Below are 12,525 nucleotides of genomic sequence, written 5' to 3'. Positions count from 1 at the left end.
ATGATCGACCCTGCCAGCCTGCCCTTTCCCGATCACGCGCGCCATATCGTCGATGCGCGCGACCATGGCGCGCAAGGGGATGGCAAAACCGTCGACAGCCATGCCATCAACCGCGCCATTGGCCGCGCCGCACAAGCGGGCGGGGGCATCGTGGTCGTGCCTGCGGGCCGCTATCTGTGCTTTTCGATCCGGCTGGCCAGCAGGGTTACGCTGTTTCTCGCCAAGGATTGCGTGATCGAGGCGGCGGACCCTGCGGTTCACGACGGGCGCTATGACCTGCCCGAAGAAGGGATCGACCAGCTCTATCAGGATTTCGGCCACAGCCACTGGCACAACAGCCTGATCTGGGGCGAGGATCTGGATCAGGCGGCGATCGTCGGTGCGGGCACCATCCACGGCGCCGGACTGACCCGCGACGGCCCGGGCGCGCGCTGGCAGAAACAGGCGGGCGAACGGCCCCTGTCGATGGCGGGGATGAGCGAGGAGGAAATCGCCGAGCTCGAGCCCGGGGCCGAAGCGATGCAGGGGCAGGGTAACAAGGCCATCGCGCTGAAGAACGGGCGCAATATCCATCTGGCGGGTTTTACCATCCACAAGGGCGGCCATTTCGCCATACTCGCCACCGGCACACGCGGGCTGACCATCCGCGATCTGGCTATCGACACCGACCGCGACGGTATCGACCTTGATTGCGTGGGCGATGTTCTGGTTGAGGATTGCCGCGTGAACAGTCCCAATGACGATGCCATCGTGGTGAAAAGCAGCCTTGCGCTGGGCCATGCGGTCGTCGCGGAAAATATCGTGATCCGTCGCTGCCGGGTCTCCGGCTTCGATCCGGGCACCATGCTCGACGGCACGCGCACGCGGCAGCAGCAATTCGCCCCCGACCGCGACCGGGTGACGGGCCGCATCAAGCTTGGGACCGAAAGCAATGGCGGCTATCGCAATGTGCTGGTCGAGGATTGCCGCTTTGAACGCAGCCGCGGGATCGCACTGGAAACGGTCGACGGCGGTATAATGGAGGGCATCACCCTTCGCCGCATCACGATGGAAGAGGTGACGACCAGCCCGATCTTTGTGATGGTGGGCGACCGCAGGCGGGGGCCTGACGGCACCGGCCTTGGCGCGGTGCGCGATATTCTGATCGAGGATGTGACCGCCCGCGACATCGATTACCGCTTTCCCGTCATGCTGTCGGGGCTGGCCGACAGCCCGCTAAGCCGCGTTACCTTGCGCAACATCCGGCTTGATTTCACCGGCGGCGGCACGGCGCAGGATGCGCAGCGGACGGTGCCCGACCTGCCCGAAGCCTATCCCGAGCCAAGCATGTTCGGCGTGCTTCCCGCTTGGGCGCTGTGGGCGCGTCATGTGGACGGGCTGGTGATAGAGAACTTCGTGGCCGCAACGCAGGGCGACGACCGCCCGCCAAGCTGTTTCGACCGCGTTCGCGATGCGCGTCTGGACGGTCTGCATTGCAGCGAAGCAAGCGGGACGCCCGCACATAGCTGATCGTCAGACCCGGATCATTCCGCGTCGGGCTTTTCGCGCCGTTCAGCCCAGCGCGATGCGAGAAGTCCGCCGCCCAGAAGGGTCACGCCTGACGACACAGCAATCTCTGTCGGGCTGCCGCCCCCCGAAAACAACAGCCCGACCAGATAGGAGCCGCCCAGCAGCAGGGTCGCAAGCCCCGGTCCGGACACGCGCGACTTCACCGGTTCTTCCAGCTTGGCCAGCAGTGACGGGACCTGATCGGGCGCAACCTCCAGCGCCTTGCGGATCGAACGGTTGACGAACAGGTTCGACAATATGCGCCGCAATTCCAACAGCAGCAGCACGGGCACGGCCATGACGATGGCAACGGTCGCCAGATCTTGCATGTGGTTCTACCCCCTTAAACGTCGTCGGCGCTGATCATTTCGGCGCGGTCGATCTCACCCGTCATGACCGCCACGGTGGTCGCCACCGCGGCATCGCCCGACACATTGGTCGTGGTGCGCATCATGTCCATGATCCGGTCGACGCCCGCGACAAAGGCGATGGTTTCAAGCGGCACGCCGACGCTGGAGAACACCAGCGTCATCATGATCAGCCCCGCGCCCGGAATACCCGCCGCGCCCACCGCGCCCAGTGTCGCAGTGATCGAGATCATGAAATAATCGGCCCATGACAAATCGACGCCGAAAATCTGCGCGCCGAACAAAGTGGCCAGCCCCAGATACATCGCCGTGCCGTTCATATTGATCGTCGCGCCCAGCGCGATCACGAAGCTGGCGACCGAGTTGGAAACGCCAAGGTTCCGCTCTGCACAGCGCAACGTGACGGGCAGCGTCGCATTGGAACTGGCGGTGGAGTAGGACACGGCCATGGCATCGACGATGCCGCGAAAGAAATCGCGCACCGGCAGCCGGGCCAGGAATTTGATCATCGCGGAATAGATGCCGAAAATGATCAGCAGGCAGCCAAGGTAATTCAGCCCCACCAGCTTGGCGAGCGAGAGCAGCGCATCGGTGCCGAAACTGCCCGCGACCCACGCCATCAGCGCGAATACGCCAAACGGGGTCAGCTCCATCACGATCATGGTGATTTTTTGCATCACCACCGACCCCGCATCGAAGATTTTCGGCAACGGATGGCCTTCTTCGCCCGCCATCAGAATGCCGATGCCGATCAGCAGGGCAAAGACGATCAGCGGTAGCACATTGACGTCGGCCATCACCTGCACGGGGCTTTGCGGCACGATCGACAGCACCATCTCGCGCCAGCTTTGAGTCGCCGCCTCGGGCACGGTGCCCATTTCGATGCGCGACTGATCCAACCCTTCGCCCGGTTTCAGCAGCGTGCCCATCGTCAGGCCCATCCACACCGCGATCTGGCCGGTCACCACGAACAGGATCATCGCCCGCCCGCCCACGGCGCCCAGCTTGCGCAAGTCGCCGATGGCGGCCACGCCCGATACCAGGCTGAAAAAGATCAGCGGCACCACCAGCATCTTGATCGATGCGATGAACACGTCGCCCACGATCTTGATGCTTTCCGCCCCCGGACCCCACACCAGCCCCGTGATTACGCCCAGAACCAGCGCGGCGATAACCCGCTGCCACAGCGGAATTCGGAACCAGGTGGAAAACATAGGCGCGGTGTGATCCCTTTGATGGCCAGTTTCTGCGTATGACCGTTTCAGCTTAAGACTGTTTCAGAGGAAACTTGTGCCCGTGTGCCGCCGTGCCCGCAAGGGGGGCAGACGGTTTGCGCGGCGCGTGATCCCCGCCTAAAGGCCGGATCCATGCGGATTATCGACAAGATCATCTCGGACCGCGGATCGAAATATGCGGTTTCGGGTGCGCCCTGCGCGTCGGCGGCAGAGGCGGGGGACTTGCTGGCGCAACTGAAGCGCAACAAGCGTTTCGCCAAGGCCACGCATAACAGCTGGGGCCTGATCTGCGCCGACGGCCCGGTCAAGAATGACGACGGCGAGGCAGGGGCGGGCATGGTGATCCTGCGCATGCTTGAGCGCGAGGGGCTGCGCGACCATCTGATCGTCGTCACCCGCTGGTATGGCGGAAAGCATCTGGGCGGCGACCGGTTCCGCCATGTGCAGGATGCGGTGCGGATCTATCTCGAGGATTTGGGTTAAAGCGAAAGGGCCGCCAGCGCCGCGCGTTCGTAAATCCGGACCAGCGCCTCAAGATCGGGAATGGCGATCGCCTCGTCACGCTTGTGCATGGTGGCGTTGCACGGGCCGAATTCGATGACGGGGCACAGGTTTTTCAGGAAACGGGCATCCGATGTGCCGCCGCTGGTCGACATTTCGGGCTCCACCCCCGTCTCGGCGCGGATCGCATCGGCCAGCAGCGTGCTGAAATCGCCCGGCGCGGTCAGGAACGGCTCGCCGCTGATGACGGGACGGGCCACGCCGCCGTGGCGTTCGGCAATCGCCATCACGCGGGTCGCCAGTTCGTTGCCCGTGTGCCGGTCGTTGAACCGGATCGAGAGCCGCGCTTTGGCGACGGCGGGGATCACATTGGTCGCCGGATTGCCAACCTCAAGATCTGTAATTTCCAGGTTCGATGGCTGGAACCATTCGGTCCCCTCGTCCAGTACCAGCGCGTCCAGCTCGGCCAGCATGGCGACAAGGCGCGGGATCGGATTGGCGGCCAGATGAGGATAGGCGACATGCCCCTCGTTCCCGTGCACTTCCAGCCAGATATTCACGCTGCCGCGCCGCCCGATCTTCATCATGTCGCCCAGCCGGTTCACGCTGGTCGGTTCGCCGACAAGGCACAGATCGGGCCTTATCCCGCGCGCGTCCATGTGCTCCATCAGGGCCAGCGTGCCGAAACGGGCGGGGCCTTCCTCGTCCCCGGTGATGATAAAGCTGATCGTCCCCGCCTCTTGCGGGATATTCGCCGCCGCCGCGACCATCGCCGCGATCTGGCTTTTCATGTCGACCGCGCCGCGCCCGAACAGCATGTCGCCGCGCACTTCGGGCGTGAACGGATCGCTGTTCCAGCCATGGCCGGTGGGCACCACGTCAAGATGGCCGGCAAAGGCGAAATGGCGGCTGTTTTCGGGGCCACTGCGCAGCGCCAGCAGGTTTTCGACCGGCCCGTCGGGCGATTCGCCATCCATGCTGCGCCAGACGGTGAAGCCCAGCGGACGCAACATCGCTTCCAGCGCGTCGAACACCGCGCCGGTGGCGGGGGTCACGCTGGGGCAGGCGATCAGACGGCTGGCAAGGTCCAGCGGCGAGAGGGTGGCGCTATCGGTCATCGCCGCACCGCCTAGCCCAAGGCGTCACAGTGGGGAAGGGGCCGCGGTGAAGACTGCGGACCGCGGTTCAGAAAGGGAGGAACGGCCCGGCCAGGATCAGCGCGGCGGCGCTGCCGGCCACGATCGCAAAGCGCGCAATGCCCGTGACCACGTCGGCGGTCTGGACCTGGGTAGCGGCGCGGGCGATTCGTTGAGCCATGGGGCGATGATGCGCCCCCAAACCCTACCAAAAGGTAAACAGGACTTAACTCTCTTTCAGCCAGCGATAGAGCGCGTCGAGGCAACTGCGACCCAGCTGTGCCGATCGTTCCGCGCTCCACCCCTGTACCGGATCGGGCAGATCGTCGTGATCCTTGAACGGCATTTCCAGCGTCATCGAGACACAGCCATAGCGCGCAGCAAGCTGGTTGGTCGCCATCGCCGGATTTCCCCGTCCGGCCGGCGTGATGGGATAGCCGTGCCGCGTCTGGAAATCGGGCGTTTGCGCGTCGAGCAGGGCGCTGTAACGGTCGAACCCTGCCTGCTGATGCGGTTGCAGTCCCGCCATCCCCTCAAATCCGGCAAGGAAAACGTGGGGAATGGCTTCGTCGCCGTGTACGTCGATGGCGAAATGGACGCCCGTTTCATCCATCGCATTGCGGATCGCCAATACCTCGGGCGATTGTTCTGGCGTCGGATTGTCCCATTCGCGGTTTAGGTTGGTTCCCACCGCATTGGTGCGCAAATGGCCGCGGAAAGAACCGTCGGGGTTGCAATTGGGCACGATGTGGAACCGCACCGCCTTGCGCAGCGCGCGCGCGACCGGATCGGACTGGTCGGTCAGCTTGGCGAGCGCGCCTTCCATCCACCATTCGGCCATGCTTTCGCCCGGATGCTGGCGCGCGAACAGCCAGACATGCTTTTCGCCTTCACCCAGTTCGAGGCAATCGATCGGCCGTCCGTCGAGCGAGTGGCCCAGCACGCGATGGCCGACCCCCTTGGCCGCCGCGCTGCGCGCGACCAGTTCCATGTGCCGTTCCAGCGAAAAAGGCGCGAAATAGGCAAACCACGCCAGATCGCCCGATGGCGTGTAACGGATGGTCAGCGTGCCGCCATCCTCGTTCGCGTCGAAACTGCTGGTGGCGCGGTTCCAGCGCAGCCGGTCTTCTGTCACCGCAGCGTGATATCCCGGCCAGCCGGCGGGATAGGCCGAGTTGTTGAGATCGCCGATCTTCAGGATCAACTCGCGCCCGTTGGCGCCGCTGATGCCGAAATGGAACCATTGCTTGAAGGCATTGCCGGGATCGGGGCGCAGTTCCAGCCATGCCTGAGCGCCCGAAATCCGGCGTGTTTCGATATTGCCGCTGTCGAAGGCGGCGTGGATGGCGATGGGCTGCACGGGAATTCCTTGAACGGAAGATTACTTCTGCTTGACGCTATAGCTTTCGCCGTTTTCGCCCGGAAAGTCCACGAACAGCGCCTTGGCCAGCGCTTGCGCCGAGGCGGCGGGCTGCGCCAGTTCCTGCTTGGCCGCGACGACCTGCTCGGCGCGCCCTTCCCAGACGGACTGGCCGCTGGCGCGGTCGCGGATCACCACCGACATATGGGTGCCGACCTGTTCGGGCGGCGGGCCCGACAGATCGATGCCAAGGCCGACGCCGACGCCTGAGCCATAGCTGCCCGTCGATCCGCCCACGCCCACGCTGACGGGGCTGCCATCGCGGCCCGGCTGCCATGTGTCGCGGGTCAGCTTCACCTCTGCCACGCGGGTGCTGCTGCCCGATGCGGCGGGCGTAAAGCCGATGCGTACCAGTTCGGCCAGAACGGCATCGTGATAGGGCGCGACGGCGAGCGTGGCCCCGCTCCCCATCTCTCCGCCGCCCGACGGTGCCGACACGACCGAGATGCTGCCATATTGACCCGCAGTGGCGATTTCGGGCGCGTGAAAACGCGTAACCTGTATCGGTTGAAGCGAAGGTGCGCAGCCGCCCAGCATGGCGCTGGCCAGCACGGCGGGAATCAGGGTGGATCGCGTGAAATTCGTCGTCATCGGCTGTCCGCCTCTTGCAAAGCCCGCGCATTGCGAGCCGTCAGTCACTGGAAACTGGCCCCAAAGCGGCGTCAGTTCAAGCCATTAGGGGCTGCGATACCGGTCGGAACGGTCGGTCAGGGCGCAAGGAACAGGATCAGCGGCACCGCAAGGAACAGGGCAATGACCGCCATGCGCGGAAGCCACATGCGGCACCAGTCGCGGATATGGCCGAAATCGCGGATCTCCTTGTACTCTGCCTCCACGATGGCGTTCGCTTCGCGGTGGCGGCGCTGCGCGCGCGACTGTTTCAGCCGCTGGAAACGGCCCGTATCGTACCCTGTCGCATCGTCGGGCTGGGCGGAAAAGCGGTTCGAAATCCCGTCGAAGAACGAGGTGAAGCGGTGATGTTCCTCGCGATAGCGGCCATCGGACATCACGACCAGCGTGCGGCTGGATGCCTCTGCCACCATGGTCGAACCGTCACCATCCTGCCACCAGCGCGAGCCGCATTCGCCGCAGCGCATGGCACGGCCATCGCCCCCGACCAGACCGGCAGGGACGCTATAGGCTTTGTCACATTGGCTACAGGTCACGCGCATGATAAGAGCCGTTTGCTTTCAATAGCTTCGTGTTTCAAGCGACCTGCCCGATCTTTACCGCCTTTTGCTGTGGGTTTAAACCAGAGCATTAATGCTACTCATTCCGCATAGGTAGTCCGCTTTCGACCTTTCGGAGAAGGCGGGGCTGGGGCAAAATCGGCATCATGGAAGAGGATATCCAGCCGAGTCCCGCGATGGCGGACGACACGCCTGCCGCAACGGAACCCGCAGGGCCGCTCTTGCGCAGTGCGCGTGCGATCGGGATCGGTCTGCCCGTGCTGCTGGCGGGCGTGGCGATGGTCGCATATTGGCCCGATGGCGGCACGAACGGTGCCAAACCGGGCGTTCCGACGGCCAAAGCAGCGCCCGTCACCGTCCCGTCCCCCGCGATAGAGGTCGCCGCGGATGAAACAAGCGCCCTCAAAATCATGGAAATCGACGAAGAGAGCGCGGCGGAACTGAACGCGACGCGCCCGTTCGACGGCAAACCCGAAATTCCCGCCGCATTCCGCTTTGCCGCCGGTGCGGACGACCGCGTGCGCGCGACCGATTGTCTGGCCGCCGCTGCCTTCTATGAAGCGGGGGCCGACCGCGAGGGGCAGCGCGCGGTGGCACAGGTCGTGCTGAACCGCGTGCGCCATCCGGCCTATCCCAAAACCGTATGCGAAGTCGTGTTCGAAGGGGCCGAACGCCAGACCGGCTGCCAGTTCACATTTACCTGCGATGGCGCGCTGCGCCGCCGCCCCAGCGAGGCGCAGTGGCGCGCCGCGCAAAAGGTGGCGAGCGAGGCTTTGGCGGGATCGGTCGACAAGTCGGTCGGCACCGCCACGCATTATCACGCCGACTATGTGGTTCCTTATTGGAGCCCGAACCTGCAGAAAATCGCGCAGGTCGGGCCGCATATCTTTTATCGCTGGCCGGGCGGCTTCGGCAGTCGGCGCGTCTTCCGCGACCAAGGCAAGCGCGAGGAGCCGCAAATCGCCAAGCTGGCGTGGTTGTCGAACCATCGCGCCATGGACGATGTCGAAGCGCCGACCGGCCCCGAACCGCAAAGCTTTGCCGAAATGGTCGGTTCATTGCCACCGTCGCAAGCTGGGCAAGCCGCTGGGCAGCGCATCGTGCTGGGTCTGGACATGAAACAGCCGTCGGGCCGCTGGGCGATGACCGCGCTGGACAGCTGTGGCGGCAGGGCGGATTGCCAGGTCGTCGGCTATCCCGCAGGCCGCGCGGCAGAGGGGCGTCCGGCCTTCCTTTATACGCGCGACGGCAACTCCGGGCTTGATCGCGCATTGTGGGATTGTCGCACCGTGACGCGCCCGTCGACGGACCAGTGCCTGCCCGAGGACGATGCTGCACTGCGACAACTGATGCGCGATCGCAGCCGCCTCGCTGCCCGTTAGACTGCTGCCCGTCAGGCTGCCGCCCGTTTTGCCACAGGCCTGATCACCGCAAACCAAAGAAAAAGGCGGCGCGGTCCCCCCGAACCGCGCCGCCCTTTAATGGCGTCATTCGCTGCGGCTTACATCGCCAGCAGCTGTGCACCCATCGGCGAATGGGCGCCCACGCTTTTGTTCGTGGCCCAGATCGCGGCCTGCGTGCGATTGCCGACCTTCAGCTTGCGCAGGATCGCCTTGACGTGAACCTTGACGGTCGCTTCGCTGACATCCAGCGAACGGGCGATCACCTTGTTCGAATGGCCAGCCATCAGGCAGCACAGGACATCGGTTTCGCGCTGCGAAAGATTGGCCGAATCCAGCGCCTTTTCGGCACCGGCGGGATCGGAAAAGCTGATTGCCTGACCTTCCAGCGCGTCGATGATGTTCGGCGGGACGATCTTTTGCCCCTGTGCCGCCAGCTTGAGAGTGGTGACCAGCGGCACGTAATCCATGTCCTTCACCAGATAGGCATGTGCACCGGCGCGGAATGCGTCGAGCATGACGCGCATGTCGAGCATATCGACCAGAAGCACGCATTTCAGCGTGGGGTTCTGGGCCAGAATGGACTGGACCGCGCCCACCGCATCGGTGGTGACGTCGGTGTCGATAACCGCCAGCGCGTTGCCATTGGTGGCCGCCCAGTCGACATCGCGCACATCGGCGGCCGAGGACAGCACTTCGAAATCGGAAGCGGACAGAATACGCGCAAGCCCTTCACGCTGAAGCGGATTGCGGCAGACGAGAGATACGAGATCGGACATTTAGAAACCCCCACATGCGAGCCGAGTGAACGGCGTTAACGGTGCAAGCGGATGATGGTTTCCGACCCCGATCCCCCCCAGGAGAGGTCGAATCATCCGTTCGCAGTCGCAAAAAAAGGGAATCCGACGAAAAACGCAATTTCAAAAGTTTACGGATTTTTAATGTCCCGATCTGGGACAATCAGAGGAACGATTCCTCGATCATCACCGTATCGCCGGGAGCGATGATAAGTGGCTCGTCCGTAAGCTTAATCGCACGGGGTGTCGACCATGCGGCGCGCTGGAGAACGACCATCGTCTTGTTGGCGCGGGGCGTAAATCCTCCGGCCTTGGCGATCGCCTGAAAGAAGGTGAGGTCCGGCGAATAGGGATATTCGCCCGGCTGGGTCACCTCGCCCAGAACATAGACGGGGCGATAGGCCAGCACTTCGACCGACACTTTCGGGTCGAGCACATAACCACCCGATTTCAGCTCGGTACCGATCAGCGCGGCTACCTCGTTCGGGGTCTTGCCCGTCACCGCCACTTTTTCGATCAGCGGCAAGGCCAGATTGCCCGCGCTGTCGATCTGGAACTCGCCGGTGAGCGAGGGTTCGTCGAACACGGTGACTTTGAGATTGTCGCCTGCCGCAACCGCATAGCCGGCGCTGACCGACGTGTTCGCCTCGGACACGCTGGCCGTGGGATAGCCGGTGCTGGCGCAGCCCGAAAGGCCGAAGCCGGTCATGGCGATCGCGCCCGATACAAGCGCCGCGCGCAGGAGCCGGCGGCCCGAAACCGCAGCGGTGCGGCGAAGATCGGCAGGCAAGGACATCTCTATTCTCCCGTCGAAACAGATGGTTGCGAATCCCTCTGGCAGAGGCCGCATATCCGAACATTAGGGTTGTCGAAAGATTTCAACCATTACCAATCGGAGACAACCCCTTTTGCCTTGGTGGATCGCCCCACCGGATAGGCAGGGGTAGTTCCTATGCGCGTTTGCCCGAAAGCGGAAGGCGGGCGATCATGTGACGTAGATTGACGTGACATGGATTCTGCATTGCTCGACTGTTTTACCCCCGATTCCCGCCCGCGAGACGCCGCCGTTAAAGGGCGTGGGCAGGCTGCGATTCCCGCATTCGGCGGGCTCGTCCGGGCGGTGGAGCGCGAGGCGGCTGCCATGTCGGCGGGCGCCGGTCCGGCGGCCTTTTCGGCGCAGGACGCACTGATCGCACTGGCCGTGTCGTTACCCGAGGATGTGCGCAAGGCCTGCGCCGAACGGGCTGAAAAACGCGCATTTCCGCAATTCGCCGATGCCTCCGACCCGTGCGTCTGTGGCGGGGCCCTCCTGCTGGTCGCGGCGGCAGGGCAGGGTAGGGGGCGGGCGCCGCTGTCGGCCTTTCGCCCGTTCGGAGAATGGCTGTGAGCGCGCCGGTCACTTCGGCGCAGGCTGCGGGTCGTCGCGCCTGCGAACGTGATTTGGCGAGCCATGGAAACCGCTCCTTTACGGTTAACGCCTATAGCGGCGCTGCAGTCGGCATCGGGGCGGATTGCGGGGGTAAACCCTCGTTCTCGTGGATGAGTAACAAAAATCAAAAGAGTTACGACTTTTGGGGGTCTAAGATCATTCTGAAGAATTGGGAGGGCCAGTCGGCCCGCACGCTCGCACGCGGTTTCAAACACAGCCTGCACCGTTCGGTGTCGGGCCTGGGCCTGTTTGCGCGCCCGGCTGCGCGCACTGCCGTCTCGCTGGCTGCCGTCTTGGCAGTGCATACCGCCGCACAGGCACAGCCGCTGGATGTGGATACACCCGAAAACCTGCTGCTGCGCCCCGAAACGGATGGCGTGCGCACCGGCAATGTGTTGATCTTTCCGCGTTTCGAATATGATATCGAACACGACACCAATATCTTTAATACCGACAGTTTCGAGGTGGAGGACACGGTCGCCGTATTCCGCCCCAGCATTGCGGTAGAGCCGGATCTTGCCCGGCACGAAATCGCGCTTGAGGCCGATGCCATGCTGCGCCGCTATTTCGATACGAAGAGCGAGAATTCGGACCAGTGGGGCGTTACCGCCCGCGGACGGCTGGAATTGGCCGAGCGTACCTCGGCCAATGCCTCGGTCCGTTATGCGCAAAGGATTGAGCCGCGCGGTACTTTCGGGGACCAGTTCCTGACCGACGAGCCGCTTGCCTTTGATGTGTTCGAAGTACGCGGTGGACTGGAACGCACCGGCGGCAAGCTGGAACTGCGCGCAGGCGGCAATTACTCGCAGGCGCGCTATGACGATTCGACGCTCGACGGCGAGATTCAGTCGAACGAGTGGCGTGATGAGGATTCGTTAGGCGGCTTCGTCCGCGCGGACTACGAAGTGTCGGGCAAGCTGCGCACCTTTGTCGAGCTGAACGCGAGCCAGATTGACTACAAATCCAACCCCGACGAAGCGCCGCGCGATTCGGACGGCTATGGTGTGTTGGTCGGCCTGCGGACCGAGGTGTCGGACCTGATCGATGCCGAAGCGGCCATAGGCTATACCTATCGCAGCTTCGACGATCCCGCTGTCGAGAATTTCGACGGCTTCAACTTCCGCGTATCAGGTCGCTGGACGCCTACGCCGCGCTGGCTGTTCGGGCTAGAAGGGGCTCGCAGCTTCGAACGATCCCCGCAAGTAAATGTGCCCGCCGTGTTGCAGACGCGCATGCGCGTCGTAGCGCAACGCAGCCTTGGTCGCCGTACATTGACGGGTGTCGAAATGACCTATGACAATTGGGATTATCAGGGCATCGACCGTGACGAATCCCGCGTGGGTGGCGAGCTGACGCTGCGCTATCTGATTATCGACGAGGTAACGGCCATCGCCGGTGCCGGCTATCGCAAGCAGACCGGTTCGGGCGTCGATATCCCCCGTGAGTACGAGGGGGCCAGCTTCCGCGTCGGCCTGTCGGTATCGCTTTGATCCCTAACCCC

General features: G+C 63.7%; 14 protein-coding genes. 5 read left to right on the top strand and 9 right to left on the bottom strand.

Annotated features, from left to right (window positions below):
- Positions 1-1,509, top strand: coding sequence for a glycoside hydrolase family 28 protein (locus LOZ74_RS15910; RefSeq protein WP_230291989.1), 1,509 nt, complete (start codon positions 1-3; stop codon positions 1,507-1,509).
- 14 nt (positions 1,510-1,523) lie between these two features.
- Here the strand turns inward: LOZ74_RS15910 and LOZ74_RS15905 are convergent, their stop codons facing one another.
- Both LOZ74_RS15905 and LOZ74_RS15900 read right to left on the bottom strand, forming a co-directional pair.
- Positions 1,524-1,877 (bottom strand): hypothetical protein, encoded by a 354-nt coding sequence (locus LOZ74_RS15905; RefSeq protein ID WP_230291988.1) that lies wholly within the window; start codon positions 1,875-1,877, stop codon positions 1,524-1,526.
- 14 nt (positions 1,878-1,891) lie between these two features.
- Positions 1,892-3,130, bottom strand: a complete 1,239-nt coding sequence (locus LOZ74_RS15900; RefSeq protein ID WP_230291987.1) for a dicarboxylate/amino acid:cation symporter — start codon at positions 3,128-3,130, stop codon at positions 1,892-1,894.
- Positions 3,131-3,283: 153 nt separating this feature from the next.
- Here LOZ74_RS15900 and LOZ74_RS15895 point away from each other — a divergent pair, with 153 nt between their 5' ends.
- On the top strand, positions 3,284-3,634 hold the full coding sequence (locus LOZ74_RS15895) for a YigZ family protein (RefSeq protein WP_230291986.1): 351 nt from the start codon (positions 3,284-3,286) through the stop codon (positions 3,632-3,634).
- Here the strand turns inward: LOZ74_RS15895 and dapE are convergent.
- The 5 genes from dapE to LOZ74_RS15875 form a co-directional block, all read right to left on the bottom strand.
- Positions 3,631-4,770, bottom strand: a complete 1,140-nt coding sequence (dapE, locus tag LOZ74_RS15890; protein WP_230291985.1) for a succinyl-diaminopimelate desuccinylase — start codon at positions 4,768-4,770, stop codon at positions 3,631-3,633. The genes LOZ74_RS15895 and dapE overlap by 4 nt on opposite strands.
- Positions 4,771-4,837: 67 nt before the next feature.
- The gene (locus tag LOZ74_RS18235) at positions 4,838-4,969 is read right to left on the bottom strand and encodes a hypothetical protein (protein WP_255673824.1); all 132 of its coding nucleotides are present in this window, start codon (positions 4,967-4,969) and stop codon (positions 4,838-4,840) included.
- 45 nt (positions 4,970-5,014) lie between these two features.
- Complete coding sequence (locus LOZ74_RS15885) at positions 5,015-6,148, bottom strand: M14-type cytosolic carboxypeptidase (protein WP_230291984.1); 1,134 nt, start codon at positions 6,146-6,148, stop codon at positions 5,015-5,017.
- A gap of 21 nt (positions 6,149-6,169) precedes the next feature.
- The gene (locus LOZ74_RS15880; protein WP_230291983.1) at positions 6,170-6,799 is read right to left on the bottom strand and encodes a DUF4136 domain-containing protein; all 630 of its coding nucleotides are present in this window, start codon (positions 6,797-6,799) and stop codon (positions 6,170-6,172) included.
- Between the two features lie 116 nt (positions 6,800-6,915).
- The gene (locus LOZ74_RS15875; protein ID WP_230291982.1) at positions 6,916-7,380 is read right to left on the bottom strand and encodes a zinc-ribbon domain-containing protein; all 465 of its coding nucleotides are present in this window, start codon (positions 7,378-7,380) and stop codon (positions 6,916-6,918) included.
- Between the two features lie 164 nt (positions 7,381-7,544).
- On the opposite strand from LOZ74_RS15875, the gene LOZ74_RS15870 reads away from it, so the two are divergent.
- Positions 7,545-8,780: a cell wall hydrolase gene (locus LOZ74_RS15870; protein ID WP_230291981.1), complete on the top strand. Its 1,236-nt coding sequence runs from the start codon at positions 7,545-7,547 to the stop codon at positions 8,778-8,780.
- A 119-nt stretch (positions 8,781-8,899) separates the two neighbouring features.
- Here LOZ74_RS15870 and LOZ74_RS15865 read toward each other — a convergent pair whose 3' ends face one another.
- Both LOZ74_RS15865 and LOZ74_RS15860 read right to left on the bottom strand, forming a co-directional pair.
- A complete protein-coding gene (locus LOZ74_RS15865) occupies positions 8,900-9,577 on the bottom strand; it encodes a response regulator transcription factor (protein WP_230291980.1) in 678 nt (225 codons plus the stop codon).
- A 181-nt stretch (positions 9,578-9,758) separates the two neighbouring features.
- Positions 9,759-10,391 (bottom strand): polysaccharide biosynthesis/export family protein, encoded by a 633-nt coding sequence (locus LOZ74_RS15860; RefSeq protein WP_230291979.1) that lies wholly within the window; start codon positions 10,389-10,391, stop codon positions 9,759-9,761.
- Between the two features lie 213 nt (positions 10,392-10,604).
- Here LOZ74_RS15860 and LOZ74_RS15855 point away from each other — a divergent pair, with 213 nt between their 5' ends.
- Together LOZ74_RS15855 and LOZ74_RS15850 are read left to right on the top strand one after the other, a co-directional pair.
- Complete coding sequence (locus tag LOZ74_RS15855; RefSeq protein ID WP_230291978.1) at positions 10,605-10,982, top strand: hypothetical protein; 378 nt, start codon at positions 10,605-10,607, stop codon at positions 10,980-10,982.
- A 152-nt stretch (positions 10,983-11,134) separates the two neighbouring features.
- Positions 11,135-12,514: an outer membrane beta-barrel protein gene (locus LOZ74_RS15850; protein ID WP_230291977.1), complete on the top strand. Its 1,380-nt coding sequence runs from the start codon at positions 11,135-11,137 to the stop codon at positions 12,512-12,514.
- The last annotated feature ends 11 nt before the right edge of the window (positions 12,515-12,525 follow it).

The organism is Croceicoccus sp. Ery5, from assembly GCF_020985325.1.
Taxonomy (GTDB): Bacteria; Pseudomonadota; Alphaproteobacteria; order Sphingomonadales; family Sphingomonadaceae; genus Croceicoccus.
The sequence above is the reverse complement of the archived record's forward strand: the minus strand, read 5'-3'. Positions and strand labels throughout refer to the sequence as shown.